Raw genomic sequence first — 17,776 nt, forward strand, 5'->3', positions numbered from 1 at the left:
ATGGGGCGGGGTGGTGCGGTCGGTGACGTCGAACCCGTCCTCGGTGCCCGGATAAAGGCGCAGGCGTTCGAGGGCGTCACCCTCCGCAGACTACCGTTCACAGGCCGAAGCGGCGCTGGAGGTCTCCCAGCTGGCCGGGAAGGCGCGGCATGGACTGCTGGCCGTGGCCGGATCCGGGCCCGGGGTGCGCGCCGGGGACGCCGGCCTCGTGCGGGGTGGCTCCGGTCGCCAGCTCGGGCATCAGCTGTTCGGTGGACTGGAGCAGTACGGTGCCGGCGCCGGTGAAGTCGAACTGGTGCTCCTCGCCGGACGCCCCGCCCAGCCCGGTCAGCGCCCGTACGCCGCCCATGATCCCGGTCATATAGCCGTGGTCGTAGTGGTGGCAGGGGGAGGGGCAGTCGGCCCAGCCGACGAGGGCCTGGGGGTCCACCCGCAGCGGCGGTTCCATGAAGACCACCGGGCCGTTGGAGGCCGCCACGAACTTCCCGGTGCCGATGAGGGTGAGGAAGCCGGGGACGATGGACTGCTTCAGGGCCAGGGACGGCTGGTACGCGAGGAGGTTGCCGGCCCGGATGGTCAGATTGCCCTCGTCCAGGTCGAAGCTGTTGACGTCGAAGGCCCGGTCCGCCAGCAGCATCTTGCCGCTGCCCTCGGCCACCACCCAGTCGCTCGCGTGGAGGGGTGAGTGGAAGCTGGTGCGGAGCAGGCGGTCGAGGCGTCCGTGGCCCAGGCCGTTGAACTCGATCGACCCGTAGTAGGCGATCATCTTGCCCTTCTGCAGGAACCACTGGGAGCCCTTCAGCTCCACGCAGAAGGTGTACGGATTGACGTTGTCGTCGGCCGGCAGCGTCATCGGGTCCCACATCGCGGGCGTGCTCACAGCTTCTCCTCCGACGCCTGGACGTACACCGCACCACTGCCGCTCAGCTCCAGCTGGAACGCCTCGCCCGAGCCGCGCCCCACCATGTCCCGCCAGCCCAGCGCGGTGGAGAGCTTGTTCCGTACGTCGCCGTGGTGCGCGACATAGGCCTGCGGGTCCACATGCACCGGGCGGTCCGGGGTGATCGGCAGCCGGATCACCCCGCCGTGCGCCATCACCGCGACCGCGCCCTGGCCCTGGAGGGAGGTGGTGAACAGCCCCTGCCCGGACACCTGGCCGCGGACCATGCCCATCACCCCGCCCTGCGAGCCCAGGAAGACGGTGCCCTGGCGCAGGGTGCCGTCGAAGGCGAGCAGCCGGTCCGCCTCCACGTAGAGGGTGTCCCCGGTCAGCTCGATGACCTGGACATGGTGGCCGCCGTGGCCGAAGAGGACGGTGCCGCTGCCCTCCACGGTCATCAGCGGGGTGTCCTCGCCGGCCGCGCGCCGGCCGATCATCGACATCAGCCCGCCCTGGCCGCCGGCCAGGTTCGGGGTGAAGGAGACCTCGCCGCGGTAGGCGAGCATCGCCCCGCGCTGGCTGAACATCCGCTGCCCGGGCGAGACGACCGCCTCGACCATCTTGGAGTTGATCTCGCGGAACGGCATCAGACGTCCCCTCCGACGGTGTTGCGCTCACTGGGCTGGACGTAGACCAGTCCGTCGCCCTCGAAGCGGATCTGGAACGCCTCGCCGCCGCCCTCGCCGAGCAGGGTGCGGAAGGTCACACCGGACTGGAAGGACTGCCGGAGGTTGCCCTGATGGGCGACGTACGCCCCGGGGTCGACCGAGAGCGGGTACTGCGGGGTCACCCGGAGCACCACCGCCGGGCCGTCCGACATGATCGCCGCCTGGCCGGTGCCCTCCAGGGTGGTGGTGAACAGGCCGTTCCCGCTGGCCCCGCCGCGCAGCCCGGTGAAGCTGGTCCCGGTGCGCACCCCGCCGTCGGTGCACAGCAGATTGCTGGCCTCCACGTACATCTTCTCGCCGCGCAGGCTGACCAGGTTGATCTCGGAGGCGCGGTCGGCGAAGAAGCAGGTGCCCTGGCCGGACACCTCCATGACCTCCATCTGCTCGCCGGTCAGCCGGCGGGTGACCACGCCGCGCAGCCCCTCGCCGCCACCGGTCGTCTTCTTGAACGCCATCCGGCCCTCGTAGGCCACCATCGAGCCGTTCTTGGCCTTGACGGTGTCCCCGGTGAGGTCGACGGCGAGCACTCTGCTGCCTTGCAGTCGGAACATTGCCACGGGAGGACGTTAACCGGAGATCCCGGGCGCGAACAGGGGCGAGCGGGGTGAGGGCGGCGATGGCCGGGACCCCGGTCAAGGGCGGGCAAAGGGGGCTGCCACAATGGGCCGGACGCTTGTGCGCCGATTCACAAGATCGGTCGTGCGCGCACAGGTGCGTCCTTTGCCCGTTCCGACGTCGAAGGTGCCTCACCGTGGACATCAAGACCGCCGCCTCCCTCCACCGTCTCCGGCTCGTCTCCGCCCCGGAGGCCGTCTCCTTCCTGCTGCTGCTCGTCTGCTCGGTGCTGAAGCGCACGACGGAGTTCAACGCCGTACCGGTCATGGGCATGATCCACGGGGTGCTGTTCGTGCTGTACGTGCTGTTCTGGCTGGACGCCTGGAACCGCACCAAGTGGGACTTCAAGATCGCGGCGCTCTACTTCGTCCTCTCCGTGCTGCCGTTCGGCGGCTTCTACGCCGAGCGCCGCCTGAAGCGGGAGGCGCAGGACGCCGTCATCGCCTCCCGGGCCCGCCGCGAGGGCACGGTGAACGCCGCATGATCGTCGCCTTCTCGGTCACCCCGCTCGGCGTCGGCGAGGAGGTCGGCGAGTACGTCGCCGACGCCGTCCGGGTGGTCCGCGAGTCCGGGCTGCCGAACCGCACCGATGCCATGTTCACCTCGGTGGAGGGCGAGTGGGAGGAAGTGATGGACGTGGTGCGGCGGGCGGTCGCGGCCGTGGAGGCCCGCGCGCCGCGGGTCTCCCTGGTCCTGAAGGCCGACATCCGCCCCGGTGTCACCGACGGGCTCACGGCGAAGGTCGAGACCGTGGAGCGGCATCTGGGCGCGTGACGCCTGCCGTGAGACGGCCCCCGCCCCTGCTCTGAAGGGGCGGGGGCCGTCGGATGTACGGGGCCGTCCGGGGTAGCCCGCTCGGACGCGTCCCGGTCGACACACCCCGCCGCCTCGCGTTTCGTGGAGGGTGACCACCCGCTCACCCAGCAGGAGGCGCCCGTGCGGCCGGAGGGCTACGACTACGACACCTACAGCCGTCTGGCGGGCCCCCTGACCGAACCCGACCCGGCGGCGCCCTACCGGGTCCGCTACCGCAGCCTGCTGTCGAAGGAGCCGCACCGAATACGGGCCGTGCTGCTGATGTGCTCCGCCCCGGTGCTCTCCGCCGTGCTGCTCGCCTACCTGGTGTGGCCGAGCCACTGGACGCGGCAGGAGGGCGGCGAGGCCTGGCTGGTCCGGCTGGACGCGGTGATGCTGGTGTCGATCGGGCTGATCTGCACGTTCATGCTGGTCAACGTGGTGTCCATCGCCCACGCCACCATGGTCGCCCGGGACCCGGTGCCGGTGGTGGCCGAGCCGGGGCTGCGGGTCGCCTTCCTCACCACGTACGTGCCGGGGAAGGAGCCGCTGGCCATGGTCCGGGCCACCCTGGAGGGCGCTCGGCGGGTGCGGCACACGGGGCCGCTGGACGTCTGGCTGCTGGACGAGGGGGACGACCCCGGGGCCCGGGCGCTCTGCGCCGAGCTGGGCGTCCGCCACTTCACCCGGGCCGCCGTCCCCGCCTGGAACCGGGCGAGGGGCGCGCACAAGGCCCGCACCAAGCACGGCAACTACAACGCCTGGATCGCCGCCCACGGCGAGGCGTACGACGTCTTCGCCTCGGTCGACACCGACCATGTACCGCTGCCCGCCTTCCTGGAGCGGATGCTCGGCTACTTCCGCGACCCGGACGTGGCCTTCGTCGTCGGCCCGCAGGTGTACGGGAACTACGACGGGCCGGTCACGAAGGCCGCCGAGTCGCAGCAGTTCCTCTTCCACGCGCTGATCCAGCGGGCCGGCAACCGCTACCGGGCGCCCATGTTCGTCGGCACCAACAACGCGGTGCGGATCGCCGCCGTCCGGCAGATCGGCGGGCTGTACGACTCGATCACCGAGGACATGGCCACCGGCTTCGAACTGCACCGGCGGCGGAACCCGGCGACCGGCCGGCACTGGACCTCGGTCTACACCCCGGACGTGCTCGCGGTCGGCGAGGGACCCGCCTCCTGGACGGACTTCTTCACCCAGCAGCTGCGCTGGTCGCGCGGTACGTACGAGACCGTGCTGCGGCAGTACGCGGGCGGCTTCGGCCGGATGCCGCCCGGCCGGCTGCTCAACTACACGCTGATGCTCGTCTACTACCCGATGACGGCCGTCAACTGGTTCCTCGGCGTGCTCAGCTGCGTGCTGTTCCTCTGCCTCGGCGCCTCCGGCACCCAGGTCTCCACCTCGGTGTGGCTGATGCTCTACAGCGACGCCGCCGCCCTGCAGATCGGGCTCTACCTGTGGAACCGCCGCCACAACGTCTCCCCGCACGAACCGGAGGGCTCCGGCGGGCTGGCCGGGATGGTGATGTCGGCGCTCTCCGCCCCGATCTACGCCCGCTCGCTGCTGGACGCGGTGCTGCGCCGCCCCAGCCGCTTCGTGGTCACCCCCAAGGGCGGCGCGGCCAGCCCGGACCGGCCGGCCACCTTCCGGGTCCACCTCTCCTGGGCGGCGGTGCTGGCCGGCTCGCTGGCCGCCTCGGTGTACCTGGACCACACCCATGCCGCCATGCGCACCTGGGCGGTGCTCGCCCTGGCGGTCTGTCTCGCCCCGTGCGCGGTGTGGGGGTGGGAGGCGGCCCGGGCGGCACTTGGGGCTCGTACCCGGTCCCGTAGCCGTACCGAAGAGCCCGCCCCGGAGCCCGAGGCGGCGGCGCTGGCCACGACCACCGGGGGGAGCTGACCCATGGCGGACGGGCGCCCGCCCGCGCGGCCGGGGCAGAGGAAGCGAGACCTGCGCAGGACGCTGCTCGGCGGCCTGGCGCTGCTGCTGCTCGCCGGGCTCAACGCGCCCGCCGCGCTCTCCTTCGCCCAGGCCAAGTACCACGCCTACAAGATCGCCCAGCCCGCCTACCAGGCGCGCTACGGCTCCTGGCAGCGACTCGAAGTGCCGGGAAAGTACCGGCTGAACGCCATCCACGCGGCCCTGCTGCACACCGGCAAGGTGCTGCTGATCGCCGGATCGGGCAACAGCCAGGCCAAGTTCGACGCGGGCAGCTTCGACACCGTGCTCTGGGACCCGGTGAGGAACAGCTTCAAGAAGATCCCCACCCCCGAGGACTTCTTCTGCGCGGGCCACAGCCAGCTCCCCGACGGCCGGCTCCTGGTGGCCGGCGGCACCGCTCGCTACGAGGTGCTGGACGGGGCGGTGAGGAAGGCCGGCGGCGGGATGCGGGTGAAGAACGAGAGCCCGGACCGGGCGGTCACCCTGAGGAAGGGCACCGTCTTCCGCTCGCCGACCGGCGTCGAGTACGTCACCACCACCGCCGTCACCGTGCCCAGGGCCAAGCGCGAGTTCAAGGTCACCTACTTCTCCGGCGGCGGGATGAAGCCCTGGGCGACCAAGGTGACCGCGGCCGAGGCCCGGGTCTTCGTGGAGGCCCGCAAGGACGGGCCCGAGGCGCTCACCACCCAGGCCGCGCAGTACAGGGTGGTCGGGCTGAAGGGCGCCGACGCCCGCAACGTCTACGGCATCGCCCAGCGGATCAGCGCCGAGAAGCAGGACTTCCAGGGGATCCGGGCGGCCTACGAGTTCGACCCGCTCGCCGAGCGGTACGTCCCGGTCGCCCCGATGAAGGACGCCCGCTGGTACCCGACCCTGGTGACGCTGGAGGACGGGCGGGTGCTCGCGGTCTCCGGGCTCAACGACGTGGGCGACGTGGTCCCCGGCGACAACGAGATCTACGACCCGAGGACCAAGGAGTGGAGCAAGGGGCCGTTCCACTACTTCCCGACCTACCCGGCCCTCTTCCTCACCCAGGGCGGCAAGCTCTTCTACACCGGCTCCAACGCGGGCTACGGCCCCGCCGAGAAGGGCCGCGTCCCGGGGCTGTGGGATCTGAAGGCCAACCGCTTCCAGCCGGTGCGGGGGATCGAGGACCCCGACCAGCTGGAGACCTCCTCCTCGGTGATCCTGCCGCCGGTGCAGGACCAGAAGCTGATGGTGCTGGGCGGCGGCGGGGTCGGCGAGTCAGAGCTGTCCACACCCCGTACCGCGGTGATCGACCTCGGCGCGGCGACCGGATCCCAGGGGGCCGGCAAGGCGCCCGGCCCGGCCTTCCGGCCCGGGGCGCGGCTGCCGCAGGGCACCCGCTACCTCAGCAGCGTGCTGCTGCCCGACGACACCGTCTTCACCACCGGCGGCTCCCGGCAGTACCGGGGGCGCGGCGGCAGCGACATCCTGAAGGCGCAGTTCTACCTGCCCCGCAAGGACGCCTTCCGGGAGGCCGCGGCCCCGACCGTGGGCCGCGACTACCACTCCGAGGCCCTGCTGCTGCCGGACGGGCGGATCGCGAACTTCGGCTCGGACCCGCTCTTCGGCGACAAGGACAACACCAGGCTGGGCACCTTCGAGCAGCGGGTGGAGGTCTACACCCCGCCCTATCTGCTGGGGAGGGGCGGTGGGCACCGGCCGGTGCTGGGCGCGGGGCCGAAGGAGCTGGATCCGGAGACGTACGCGGCCACCTTCCGTACCGAGGACGCCCGCCGGATCGTCTCGGCGCGGCTGATGCGGCCCAGCGCGGTCACCCACACCACCGACGTCGAGCAGCGCTCGGTGGCGCTCACCCTGACCCGGGGCCCGGGCACCCTCACCGTCCGCGCCCCGAAGGACCCGACCCTGGTGCCGCCCGGCTGGTACATGCTCTTCGCGGTGGACAAGCAGGGGCGGCCCTCGGTGGCGAAGTGGGTCAAGGTGCCGGCGCCGGAACGTCCCACCTCATGAGGGGGGCGACCGATCTACGAGACGGGGCTGACCGGCATATGACCAGTGGGTAAGGTCGGGGCGTGCCCAAGTCGCTCAGTCTCCCGTTCGACCCCATCGCCCGCGCCGACGAGCTCTGGCAGCGCCGCTGGGGGCCGGTGCCCGCGATGGCCGCGATCACCTCGATCATGCGGGCGCACCAGATCCTGCTGGCCGAGGTGGACGCGGTGGTCAAGCCGTACGGGCTGACCTTCGCCCGCTACGAGGCGCTGGTGCTGCTCACCTTCTCCAAGGCGGGCGAGCTGCCGATGTCCAAGATCGGTGAGCGGCTGATGGTGCACCCGACCTCGGTGACCAACACCGTGGACCGGCTGGTCCGCTCCGGCCTGGTCGACAAGCGGCCCAACCCCAACGACGGGCGCGGCACCCTGGCGTCCATCACCGACAAGGGGCGCGAGGTGGTCGAGGCGGCGACCGGGGACCTGATGGCGATGGACTTCGGCCTGGGCGCGTACGACTCCGAGGAGTGCGGCGAGATCTTCGCCCTGCTGCGCCCGCTGCGGGTGGCCGCGCGGGACTTCGAGGACGAGTAGAAGATCCCTTTCGGGCCACCGGGGGCGGCGGAAGATCGCCCGGAACGGGCGGTTACGCTCGTGGCCATGAAAGAGAACGTGCTGACCCGCTACCGGGTGATGGCGTATGTCACCGCCGTGTGGCTGCTGGTGTTCACCGTCGCGATCATCCTGAAGTACGGGTTCAAGATCGGCGACACCATGCTGATCTCGCAGATCCACGGTGTGCTCTTCATCATCTACGTGGTCTTCGCCTTCGACCTCGGGTCCAAGCTGAAGTGGCCGTTCGGCCGGCTGCTGTGGGTGCTGGCCGCCGGCTGCATCCCGGTGGCCTCGTTCTTCGTGGAGCCGAAGGTCACGCGGGAGGCGCGCGCCCATCTGGCGGCCGATCCGGTCGCGGCGGCAAAGGCGTAACCGCAGGTCAGGGACTTCCGAAGCGTCGCGGGCACGGCTCGCGGCGCTTTCCCATCGACATTTACTAGGACGTCCTAGTAAATTCATGGGTATGGACGCTGACGCCATCGAGGACGGCCGCCGACGCTGGCAGGCCCGCTATGACGCCGCCCGCAAGCGCGACGCCGACTTCACCACGCTCTCCGGTGACCCCGTGGAGCCGGTCTACGGGCCCCGGCCCGGGGACACCTACGAGGGCTTCGAGCGGATCGGCTGGCCCGGTGAGTACCCCTTCACCCGCGGCCTGCACCCGACCGGCTACCGCGGCCGCACCTGGACCATCCGCCAGTTCGCCGGCTTCGGCAACGCCGAGCAGACCAACGAGCGGTACAAGATGATCCTCCGCAACGGCGGCGGCGGGCTCTCGGTCGCCTTCGACATGCCGACGCTGATGGGCCGCGACTCCGACGACCCGCGCTCGCTCGGCGAGGTCGGCCACTGCGGGGTGGCCATCGACTCCGCCGCCGACATGGAGGTCCTCTTCCGGGACATCCCGCTCGGCGACGTCACCACCTCGATGACCATCTCCGGTCCGGCCGTCCCCGTCTTCTGCATGTACCTGGTCGCCGCCGAGCGCCAGGGCGTGGACCCGGGCGTGCTCAACGGCACCCTCCAGACGGACATCTTCAAGGAGTACATCGCCCAGAAGGAGTGGCTCTTCCAGCCCGAGCCCCATCTGCGGCTGATCGGCGACCTGATGGAGCACTGCGCGGCCGGCATCCCCGCGTACAAGCCGCTCTCGGTCTCCGGCTACCACATCCGCGAGGCCGGGGCGACGGCCGCGCAGGAGCTGGCGTACACCCTCGCCGACGGCTTCGGCTATGTGGAGCTGGGCCTCTCCCGCGGCCTGGACGTGGACGTGTTCGCCCCCGGGCTGTCCTTCTTCTTCGACGCGCACCTGGACTTCTTCGAGGAGATCGCCAAGTTCCGCGCCGCCCGCCGGATCTGGGCCCGCTGGATGCGGGAGGTGTACGGGGCGAAGAGCGACAAGTCGCTCTGGCTGCGGTTCCACACCCAGACCGCGGGCGTCTCGCTCACCGCCCAGCAGCCGTACAACAACGTGGTGCGCACCGCCGTGGAGGCGCTGGCGGCCGTGCTCGGCGGCACCAACTCGCTGCACACCAACGCCCTGGACGAGACCCTGGCGCTGCCCAGCGAGCAGGCCGCCGAGATCGCCCTGCGCACCCAGCAGGTGCTGATGGAGGAGACCGGCGTCGCCAACGTGGCCGACCCGCTGGGCGGCGCCTGGTACGTGGAGCAGCTCACCGACCGTATCGAGGCGGACGCCGAGAAGATCTTCGAGCAGATCCGCGAGCGCGGACTGCGCGCCCACCCGGACGGCAGGCACCCGATCGGGCCGATCACCTCCGGCATCCTGCGCGGTATCGAGGACGGCTGGTTCACCGGCGAGATCGCCGAGTCCGCCTTCCGCTACCAGCAGTCCCTGGAGAAGGGCGACAAGCGGGTCGTCGGCGTCAACGCCCACACCGGCTCGGTCACCGGCGACCTGGAGATCCTGCGGGTCAGCCACGAGGTGGAGCGCGAGCAGGTGCGCGTCCTCGCCGAGCGCCGCACCCACCGCGACGACGCCCGGGTCCGCGCCTCGCTGGACGCCATGCTGGCCGCCGCCCGGGACGGCTCCAACATGATCGGCCCCATGCTGGAGGCGGTACGGGCCGAGGCCACCCTCGGCGAGATCTGCGACGCGCTGCGCGACGAGTGGGGCGTCTACACCGAGCCGCCGGGGTTCTAGAGCCGGTTGTACGAGGTGGGGCCGCCGTGGTCGTCTGCGGCGGCCCCGTCCGCGTACCCCCGGGCCACGGCAGCTCGGCGACCTGCGGAAACTCATGTGAAGTCGAGGTCAAGGCCCGTCATGATGGCCGGATGGAGCACATCACCATCCGCGGGGCCGAGCCCGGTGACTGGGCGGCCATCTGGCCGTTCTTCCGGAAGATCACCGCCGCCGGGGACACCTTCACCTACCCGATGGACCTCGATCGGGAGGTGGCGAGCGGCTGGTGGCTGCTGCCGGAGTCGAACCGCACGGTCGTCGCCGTGGAGGAGGGCACCGGCACCGTCGTCGGCACCGCCAAGATGAACCGCAACCAGTCGGGCCCGGGCAGCCATGTCGCCTCCGCCAGCTTTATGGTCGACCCGGCGTACGGGGGCCGGGGCGTGGGGCGGGCGCTGGTGGAGGACAGCCTCGACTGGGCCCGCGCGGCCGGGTACCGGGGGATGCAGTTCAACGCGGTCGCCGCCACCAACACCCATGCGGTACGGCTCTACGAGCGGCTCGGCTTCCGGATCGTCGGCACCGTGCCCGAGGCCTTCCACCACCCGCGTGAGGGGTATGTGGGGCTGCACGTCATGCACCGTCCCCTGTGAGCGGGGGGCTGTCCGCGCCCGGCCCCGTTCCCGCTCCCGGTCCCGTTCCCGGCCCCGGCCCTGTTCCCGGCTCGGCGAAGAGCAGCCGGAAGACCGCGCCGCCGCCGGGCGCGTCGGCGGCGGTCAGCTCCGCCCCGTGGGCCCGGGCGATCTGCCGGGCCATCGCCAGGCCCAGCCCGGACCCGGGCAGCGCCCGCGCCGAACCGGCCCGGTAGAAGCGGTCGAAGACATGGGGCAGGTCCTCCGGGGCGATCCCCGGGCCGTGGTCCCGTACCGTCACCGTCCGCCCGGTGAACTCCACCTCCACCGGCGGGCCCGGCAGCCGGGGGCCGAACTTGGCCGCGTTGTCCAGCAGGTTGGTCAGCAGCCGGGTCAGCCGGGCCGGCACCCCCGGCAGCACCAGTGCGGCCGCCTCCTCGTCCACCCGCAGCTCGAAGCCGGTCGCCGGCCAGTGCGCCCGGGCCGCCGCCACCGTGTGCTCCAGCAGCGCCGCCGGACGCACCTCCTCCAGCAGCGGCCGGGGCTCCTCGTCCCGGGCCAGCTCGATCAGATCGCCCACCAGCCCGGTCACCTCCCGCAGCTGACGGCCCAGCGCCGCCGAGGCCCGCTCCCGCTGCGCCGGGGTCAACCGGTCGCCCTTCGCCAGCAGTTCGGCGTTGGTCCGCAGCGCGGTCAGCGGGGTGCGCAGCTCATGTGAGGCGTCCGCCACCAGCCGCCGCCGCACCGCCACCGACTCCTCCAGCTCGCCCAGCATGGTGTTGAAAGCCCCGGCCAGCCGGGTCACCTCGTCCTCGCGGCCGGGCGGCCCAGGCGGCAGCTCGATCCGGTGCCGGGCGTCCCGGGTCGCCGCGATCCGCTCGGCCGCCGCGGTGAGCCGCGCCACCGGCGCCAGCCCCGTACGCGACACCCAGAACCCGGCCCCGGCGGCCACCGCCACCCCGACCGCGCCCACCCCGGTGAGCAGCACCGCGGCCTGCCGCACCCCGCGCTCCACGGTGTCCGAGCGCAGCGCCACCTGGAGCGCCTGGCCGCGCCGCAGCGGGGTGGTCAGCACCCGTACCGGATGGCCCTGGAGGACCGTCTGCCGGTAGTACGGGGCCCGCTGCCCGGCCGCCACCTGGCGCACCGGGCCGTCCACCGGCAGCAGATACGGCTGCCCCGGGTCGTCCGCCGGGTCCGCCGGCACCACCTGGGCGCAGGCCGGCGCCGCCAGGAAGCGGCACTCCCCGGCCAGTACGCCCGGCTCGGCGTCCCGCTCACTCTGCACGGTCCGGGTCGCCGACTGGGTGAGGTTCAGCTCCAGCTGGTGGGCCAGCTCGTAGCGGATGACGGCGAAGGCGGCCAGGCACATCCCGACCGCGACCAGCGCCACCGCCGCGCTCGCCGCCAGCGCCAGCCGGGTCCGCACCGGCCGCCGCCTGCGCCACCGCGCCCCCAGCCGCCGCCGCGCGCTCACGCGGCCCCCAGCCGGTAGCCGACCCCGTGCACGGTGTGCACCAGGCGCGGCTCCCCGGCCGCCTCCAGCTTGCGGCGCAGGTAACCGACGTACACCGCGAGCGAGTTGGACTCCGGGCCGAAGTCCCGGCCCCAGACCCGCTCCAGGATCAGCTCCCGCGGCAGCACCTGTCCGGGGTGGAGCAGCAGCAGCTCCAGCAGGGCGAACTCGGTCCGGCTGAACTCCAGCGGCCGCCCCGCCCGCCGCCCGGTCCGGCTCACCGGATCGACCACCAGGTCCCCGTACCCCAGGAGACCGCCGTCCCCGCTCTCCGCCCCCTCCACCGCGGTGCGCCGCAGCAGCGCCCGCAGCCGGGCCGCCAGCTCGTCCAGCGCGAACGGCTTCACCAGATAGTCGTCCGCCCCGGCGTCCAGGCCGTCCACCCGCTCGCTCACCGCGTCCAGCGCGGTCAGCACGATCACCGGCGTGCGGTCCCCGAGCGCCCGCAGCCGCCGGCACACCGCCAGCCCGTCCAGCACCGGCATCAGCACGTCCAGCACGATGGCGTCCGGCTGCCAGGCCGCCACCTCGGAGAGCGCCGCCAGCCCGTCGGCGGCGCCCCGCACCTCGTACCCCTCCACGGTCAGCCCGTCCTCGACGGCCGCCCGCACCTCCGGCTCGTCGTCCACGACCAGCACCCTGCTCACCACGCTCATGGGCCCCACCCTGCCGCAGCGGCCTCTTAGAACCCTCTTAGGACGCCCCGCCACCGTTGCGTGCCATGCGCACACCACTGTCCGTGGTCATCGGTGCCGGCGGCACCGGCGGCCACATCTATCCCGGGCTCGCCCTCGCCGACGCCCTGCGCCGCGCCGTGCCGGAGGCGGTCGTCTCCTTCGTCGGCACCCGGCGCGGACTGGAGGGCGAGCTGATACCCGCGGCCGGCTACCGGCTGCACACCGTCGACATGATCCCCTTCGACCCGGCGCTCGGCGCCCGCCGCTATCTGCTGCCCGCCGCGCTGCTGAAGTCCGCCGCCCAGGCCCGGGCGGTGCTGCGCGACCAGGGCGCGCGGATCGCCGTCGGCATGGGCGGCTACCCCAGCGCCCCGGTCGTCCTGGGCGCCCGGATGGCCGGACTGCCCAGCCTCATCCACGAGTCCAACGCGGTGCCCGGCCGGGCCAACCGGTTCGCCGCCCGGCTCACCCCGCATATCGCGGTCGCCTTCGACACCGGGCACCTGCCCGGCGCGATCACCACCGGGATGCCGATCGCCGCCGCCCTGGCCGGACTGGACCGGGCCGCGCTGCGCCCCGCCGCCCGGGCCGCCCTCGGCGTGCCCAAGGGGGCCCGGCTGGTCCTGGTCAACGGTGGCAGCCTCGGCGCGGCCCGGCTCACCGAGGCCGCCCTCGGCCTCGCCGAACGCTGGCGCGACCGGGAGGGCCTGCACCTGCTCATCAAGACCGGCCCCGCCGCGCTGCCCGCCGCCCGGACCGCGCTGCACGGCCATCCGACCGCCCGCGCGGTGCCCTATCTGGACCGGATGGACCTCGCCTACGCCGCCGCCGACCTGGTGGTCTGCCGGGCCGGCTCGGCCACCGTCGCCGAACTCGCCACCACCGGCGTACCGGCCGTGCTGGTGCCCTACCCGCACGCCCCCGGCGACCACCAGACCCACAACGCCCGGGTGCTCACCGACGCCGGTGCCGGGCTGCTGCTGCCCGACGCCGAGACCACCGCCGGCCGGCTCGCCGCCCTGGTCGAGCCGCTGCTCGCCGACCCGGCCCGGCTCGCCGCGATGAGCGGCGCCGCCGAACCCGGCCCGCACGCCCGCGCCGCCGACCTGCTCGCCGAGCACGTCATGCGCCTCGCCGCCCCCACCGTCCCGCTGCTGAAGGAGCACGCCTCATGGAACTGAACCCCACTCCTGCCATCGACTGGACCGGCCGCACCGTGCTGGTCACCGGCGCCGAGGGCTTCATCGGCTCCACCCTGGTCGACCAGCTCCTCGAACGCGGCGCGAGGGTACGGGCGTTCGCCCACTACAAGCCGTACGGGGAGAAGGGCAACCTGGCCCATCTGCTCGGCGACATCGAGCTGATCGCCGGGGACGTCCGCGACCCCGGGCGGGTGATGGACGCGGTCGCCGACTGCGACACGGTCTTCCACCTGGCCGCGCTGATCGGCATCCCGTACAGCTACGACTCGCCCGGCGCGTACGTCCAGACCAATGTCAACGGCACCGAGAACATCGCCGAGGCCTGCCGCCGGCACGGCGTACGCCGCCTGGTGCACACCTCCACCAGCGAGGTCTACGGCACCGCCCGGACCGCCCCGATCAGCGAGGACCACCCGCTCCAGCCGCAGTCCCCGTACTCCGCCTCCAAGATCGGCGCCGACATGATGGCGCTCTCCCACTGGCACGCCTTCGAGCTGCCGGTGACGGTCGTCCGCCCGTTCAACACCTACGGCCCCCGCCAGTCCGCCCGCGCGGTCATCCCCGCCATCCTGGCCCAACTCCACGCGGGCGTACGGGAGCTGCGCCTCGGCTCACTCACCCCCACCCGGGACTTCACCTACGCCGCCGACACCGCGCGCGGCTTCCTGGCCCTCGCCGACTGCGACCGGGCGCTGGGCCAGGTGGTCAACCTGGGCAGCGGGCAGGAGATCGCCATCGGCGATCTGGCACGGCGGCTGATCGAGGCCTCCGGCCGGGACGGCGTCGAGATCACCACCGACCGCGAACGGCTGCGCCCCTCCGGCAGCGAGGTCGAGCGGCTGCTCTCCGACAACCGCCGGGCCCGCGAGTGGGCCGGCTGGCGCCCCGAAGTCTCCCTGGAGGAAGGCCTGAAGCACACCTCCGAGTGGGTCGCCGAGCACCTCCACCTCTTCGCCCCGGACCGCTACCAGGTCTGATCCGATGTCCGGGGCCCCCGAGTCACGACCCGGGGGCCCCGGCCGCCACCGTGGGGGAAGCGGCGGCCTCGGTGACCGGCTCCGGCAGGGTGCGGAAGAACAGCCAGGCCAGCAGCGGCATCAGGACCAGCGGAGCCAGCGCCGTCCGCAGCGAGGTGGCGTCGGCCAGGGCGCCGACCAGCGGCGCGGCCAGTCCGCCCACGCTCACCGTCAGCCCCAGGGTCACCCCGCTCGCGGTGCCGATCCGGGACGGCAGATAGTCCTGGGCCAGGGTGACCTGGAGCGAGAACGGCACATACAGCCCCATCGAGGTCAGCGCCGTGAACCCGTACAGGGCCGGGCCCGGCACCAGCAGCAGTCCCGCCAGCGCCCCGGCCGTCAGCAGATACGACCAGCGCGCGACGGCCACCCGCCCCCAGCGGTCGGCCAGCGCGCCGCCCAGCAACGAGCCCACCGCCCCACCCGCGTACAGCACCACCAGCGCCGCCGTGCCCGCCGCCGTACCACCGCCCAACCGTCCGGCCGCGTAGAGCGAGACGAAGGTGCCCAGACCGACGAAGACCACCGACCGGCACACCACCGCCAGCGACAGCCGCAGAAACGACCCCCGGTCGTCCGCCACCCGTACGGGTGCCTCCCCTTCCGCTTCCGGTTGCCTCCTCCCCTCCCCCACCACCGGCAGGCAGAGCACCGCGCCCACCAGCGCGGGCACCACCAGCAGCGGGGCGAGCGCGAGTCCGCCGGCCCCGTCCACCCCCGCCACCAGCAGCGGGGCCAGCGCGAAGCCGACATTCCCGCCAAGCGAGAACCAGCCCATCGCCCGGTGGCTGCCCCCGCTCACCGCCCGGGCCACCCGGGCCGACTCCGGGTGGTAGGCGGCCACCCCCACCCCGGACACCGCGACGAACGCGAGGGTCCAGCCGTACGAGCCGCCGAGCGCGCTCAGCGCGATGCCCACCCCGCCCAGCAGCGTGCTCAGCGGCAGCAGCCAGGGCATCGGCCGGCGGTCCGTCAGCGCGCCGAACACCGGCTGCGCCACCGAGGACAGCAGCGAGGCGGCCAGCACCACCCCCGAGACCGCGGCATAGCCATAGGCGCGCTCGGCCACGAAGAACGGCACCAGCGACGCCACCGCGCCCTGGTAGACGTCCACACAGGCATGGCCCACCGCCAGCAGCGGCACCAGACTCTTCCGGCCCCCCGGCCCTTGTCTTCCCTGTCTTCCCTGGCTTCGCACCCCGCCAGCCTGGCCCGCCACCCTGGTGGCCCGCTTCCGATAACCTGCCGCACCATGCCGGAGAACCGCCACACCCCCGATGGCGCGCCCCGCCACGAGAATTGCCACGCGGCCCGCCACGAGAATTGCCGTGGGGCCCGCCAGCAGAATCGTGATGAGGCCCGCCACGACCCAACCGCCCCCACCCGGACCCAGTTCCTGACCCCCGGCGCCGCGATCGACGCCCACCGCCATGACGAGCACCAGATCGTCTACGCCGGGCGCGGGGTGCTCACCGTCACCACCGAGGCCGGGAGTTGGGTGGCCCCGGCCGACCGTGCGCTCTGGATCCCGGCCGGCACCGTCCACGCCCACCAGGCGCACGGCGAACTCCGCCTGCACCTGCTCGGACTGCCCGCCACCGTCAACCCGTTGGGCCTGGACACCCCCACCGTCCTCGCGGTGGCCCCCCTGCTGCGCGAACTGATCGTCGCCTACACTGCCGCTCCGGCCGTGGACACCCCGGAGCGGCGGCGGCTGCGGGCGGTGCTGCTGGACCAGTTGCGCGCCTCGCCCCAGCAGCCACTGCATCTGCCCGCACCCACCGACCCGCTCCTGTCGGCGCTCTGCGAGCTGCTGCGCGCGGACCCCGCCGACGGCCGCACCCTGGCCGAACTGGGCCGCGCGGTGGGCGCCGGCGCACGCACCCTGTCCCGGCGCTTCCACCACGACCTCGGAATGACCTTCCCCCAGTGGCGCACCCAACTGCGCCTGCACCACGCCCTGGTGCTGCTGGCCGAGGGCGCCCCGGTCACCGCCGTCGCCCATGCCTGCGGCTGGTCCTCGGCGAGCGCCTTCATCGAGGTCTTCCGCCGTACCTTCGGCCACACCCCGGGCAGCGCCGCCGGGCGGCAGCCGGTCCTCAGCCGGTCTCGTCGGCCGCCGCCGCCAGGCCCCCCAGCAGCAGCGCGGTGAACCGCCGCACCCACTGGGCGTCCACCGGTTCGGCGCTCACCAGGGCGCGGTGCACCACGGCGCCCGCGATCACGTCGAAGATCAGGTCGTCGGTGCCGGTGGCCGGGCCCGCGCCGGCCGGCAGCTCGCCGCGGGTCTGCGCCCGCCGCCGGCCCTCCAGCACCAGCCGCTTCTGCCGGGCCACGATCGACTCCCGGATCCGCTCGCGCAGCGGCTCGTCCCGGGTGGACTCCGCGATCACCGCCATCAGCGCCGTCTTGGTCTCCGGCCGCTCCAGCAGCGCGGCGAACTGTCGCACCACGTCTTCGATATCGGCCGCGAGGCTGCCGAGGTCCGGTAGCTCCAGCTCGTCGAAGAGCACCGCGACCGCGTCCACCACCAGCTCGTTCTTGCCGGCCCAGCGCCGGTAGAGGGTGGTCTTGGCGACGCCCGCCCGGGTGGCCACGTCCCCCATGGTCAGCTTGGACCAGCCCAGCTCGACCAGCGCCGCCCTGGTCGCCTCCAGGATGGCCGCGTCGGCCCGGGCGCTGCGGGGGCGGCCGCCGGTACGGGGGGCCCGGCCGCCGCCGGAGAGGGTGCTGCACATGACGCCCGACCATACCGGCCAGTACGTCCGGTGTTACCGGCGCGTAGATGTGTTCCCGTTCACGCGCCCGCAACAAAACCCGAGGTCGATGGGGGCGCGGCTGTGAGCCAGTTCACGGCCCCCGCCCGCGCCACCCCTCCTCCCGTGCGGTTACGCTACGACCCGTAGCGAAAGCCTTCCGAAGGCTTCCCGCGACAACCACAGCAAGACCGGGGCCGTTGAGCCCCGGCATCCGGGGTGGGGACCCCGGTGCACGGCCCGGGGTGGGGACCCCGGACCAGCGACAAGTGAAC

18 protein-coding genes are annotated in these 17,776 nt (G+C 73.0%); 11 read left to right on the top strand and 7 right to left on the bottom strand.

Translation table 11 applies throughout. The features are described 5' to 3' along the window. Nucleotides 1-97: 97 nt before the first annotated feature. Genes M1O15_RS08850 through M1O15_RS08860 form a run of 3 tightly spaced genes read right to left on the bottom strand, consistent with a single transcriptional unit; the run spans nucleotide 98 to nucleotide 2,159 of the window. A complete protein-coding gene (locus M1O15_RS08850) occupies nucleotides 98-880 on the bottom strand; it encodes an AIM24 family protein (RefSeq protein WP_248632714.1) in 783 nt (260 codons plus the stop codon). Further along, entirely contained in the window at nucleotides 877-1,527 is a 651-nt protein-coding gene (locus M1O15_RS08855; RefSeq protein ID WP_248632715.1) for an AIM24 family protein, read from the bottom strand. The genes M1O15_RS08850 and M1O15_RS08855 overlap by 4 nt, the downstream gene beginning before the upstream one ends. After that, on the bottom strand, nucleotides 1,527-2,159 hold the full coding sequence (locus M1O15_RS08860; RefSeq protein WP_248632789.1) for an AIM24 family protein: 633 nt from the start codon (nucleotides 2,157-2,159) through the stop codon (nucleotides 1,527-1,529). The genes M1O15_RS08855 and M1O15_RS08860 overlap by 1 nt, the downstream gene beginning before the upstream one ends. A gap of 200 nt (nucleotides 2,160-2,359) precedes the next feature. On the opposite strand from M1O15_RS08860, the gene M1O15_RS08865 reads away from it, so the two are divergent. From M1O15_RS08865 to M1O15_RS08900, 8 genes are all read left to right on the top strand, one after another. Then, nucleotides 2,360-2,707 carry a DUF3817 domain-containing protein gene (locus M1O15_RS08865; protein WP_248632716.1) on the top strand — a complete coding sequence of 116 codons (348 nt, stop codon included), beginning with the start codon at nucleotides 2,360-2,362 and terminating at the stop codon, nucleotides 2,705-2,707. Further along, complete coding sequence (locus tag M1O15_RS08870; protein WP_248632717.1) at nucleotides 2,704-2,997, top strand: MTH1187 family thiamine-binding protein; 294 nt, start codon at nucleotides 2,704-2,706, stop codon at nucleotides 2,995-2,997. The genes M1O15_RS08865 and M1O15_RS08870 overlap by 4 nt, the downstream gene beginning before the upstream one ends. Nucleotides 2,998-3,159: 162 nt before the next feature. Next, nucleotides 3,160-4,926 (top strand): glycosyltransferase family 2 protein, encoded by a 1,767-nt coding sequence (locus tag M1O15_RS08875; protein ID WP_248632790.1) that lies wholly within the window; start codon nucleotides 3,160-3,162, stop codon nucleotides 4,924-4,926. A gap of 3 nt (nucleotides 4,927-4,929) precedes the next feature. Beyond that, complete coding sequence (gene glxA / locus M1O15_RS08880; RefSeq protein ID WP_248632718.1) at nucleotides 4,930-6,966, top strand: radical copper oxidase GlxA; 2,037 nt, start codon at nucleotides 4,930-4,932, stop codon at nucleotides 6,964-6,966. 62 nt (nucleotides 6,967-7,028) lie between these two features. Continuing rightward, the gene (locus tag M1O15_RS08885) at nucleotides 7,029-7,538 is read left to right on the top strand and encodes a MarR family winged helix-turn-helix transcriptional regulator (RefSeq protein WP_248632719.1); all 510 of its coding nucleotides are present in this window, start codon (nucleotides 7,029-7,031) and stop codon (nucleotides 7,536-7,538) included. Nucleotides 7,539-7,604: 66 nt separating this feature from the next. Next, nucleotides 7,605-7,931 carry a DUF3817 domain-containing protein gene (locus M1O15_RS08890; RefSeq protein WP_248632720.1) on the top strand — a complete coding sequence of 109 codons (327 nt, stop codon included), beginning with the start codon at nucleotides 7,605-7,607 and terminating at the stop codon, nucleotides 7,929-7,931. A 91-nt stretch (nucleotides 7,932-8,022) separates the two neighbouring features. Beyond that, complete coding sequence (icmA, locus tag M1O15_RS08895; protein ID WP_248632721.1) at nucleotides 8,023-9,723, top strand: coenzyme B12-dependent isobutyryl-CoA mutase large subunit; 1,701 nt, start codon at nucleotides 8,023-8,025, stop codon at nucleotides 9,721-9,723. Between the two features lie 140 nt (nucleotides 9,724-9,863). After that, entirely contained in the window at nucleotides 9,864-10,355 is a 492-nt protein-coding gene (locus tag M1O15_RS08900) for a GNAT family N-acetyltransferase (RefSeq protein WP_372499408.1), read from the top strand. On the opposite strand, the gene M1O15_RS08905 is transcribed toward M1O15_RS08900, so the two are convergent. Both M1O15_RS08905 and M1O15_RS08910 read right to left on the bottom strand, forming a co-directional pair. Next, nucleotides 10,336-11,811: a sensor histidine kinase gene (locus M1O15_RS08905; RefSeq protein WP_248632723.1), complete on the bottom strand. Its 1,476-nt coding sequence runs from the start codon at nucleotides 11,809-11,811 to the stop codon at nucleotides 10,336-10,338. The two genes, M1O15_RS08900 and M1O15_RS08905, sit on opposite strands and share 20 nt — an antisense overlap. After that, a complete protein-coding gene (locus M1O15_RS08910; RefSeq protein ID WP_248632724.1) occupies nucleotides 11,808-12,506 on the bottom strand; it encodes a response regulator transcription factor in 699 nt (232 codons plus the stop codon). The genes M1O15_RS08905 and M1O15_RS08910 overlap by 4 nt, the downstream gene beginning before the upstream one ends. 65 nt (nucleotides 12,507-12,571) lie before the next feature. Between M1O15_RS08910 and M1O15_RS08915 the strand changes: the two genes are divergently transcribed. Further along, nucleotides 12,572-13,708 carry a UDP-N-acetylglucosamine--N-acetylmuramyl-(pentapeptide) pyrophosphoryl-undecaprenol N-acetylglucosamine transferase gene (locus tag M1O15_RS08915; protein WP_248632725.1) on the top strand — a complete coding sequence of 379 codons (1,137 nt, stop codon included), beginning with the start codon at nucleotides 12,572-12,574 and terminating at the stop codon, nucleotides 13,706-13,708. Further along, nucleotides 13,699-14,706, top strand: a complete 1,008-nt coding sequence (locus M1O15_RS08920; protein WP_248632726.1) for a GDP-mannose 4,6-dehydratase — start codon at nucleotides 13,699-13,701, stop codon at nucleotides 14,704-14,706. Before M1O15_RS08915 ends, M1O15_RS08920 begins: the two co-directional genes overlap by 10 nt. Before the next feature lie 22 nt (nucleotides 14,707-14,728). Here M1O15_RS08920 and M1O15_RS08925 read toward each other — a convergent pair whose 3' ends face one another. Continuing rightward, the gene (locus M1O15_RS08925) at nucleotides 14,729-15,889 is read right to left on the bottom strand and encodes an MFS transporter (RefSeq protein ID WP_308282258.1); all 1,161 of its coding nucleotides are present in this window, start codon (nucleotides 15,887-15,889) and stop codon (nucleotides 14,729-14,731) included. A 108-nt stretch (nucleotides 15,890-15,997) separates the two neighbouring features. Between M1O15_RS08925 and M1O15_RS08930 the strand changes: the two genes are divergently transcribed. Continuing rightward, a complete protein-coding gene (locus tag M1O15_RS08930; protein WP_248632727.1) occupies nucleotides 15,998-16,897 on the top strand; it encodes an AraC family transcriptional regulator in 900 nt (299 codons plus the stop codon). On the opposite strand, the gene M1O15_RS08935 is transcribed toward M1O15_RS08930, so the two are convergent. Next, nucleotides 16,845-17,483, bottom strand: a complete 639-nt coding sequence (locus M1O15_RS08935; protein ID WP_248632728.1) for a TetR/AcrR family transcriptional regulator — start codon at nucleotides 17,481-17,483, stop codon at nucleotides 16,845-16,847. The two genes, M1O15_RS08930 and M1O15_RS08935, sit on opposite strands and share 53 nt — an antisense overlap. Between the last annotated feature and the right edge of the window lie 293 nt (nucleotides 17,484-17,776).

Source organism: Streptomyces lichenis (genome assembly GCF_023218175.1).
GTDB lineage: Bacteria > Actinomycetota > Actinomycetes > Streptomycetales > Streptomycetaceae > Streptomyces > Streptomyces lichenis.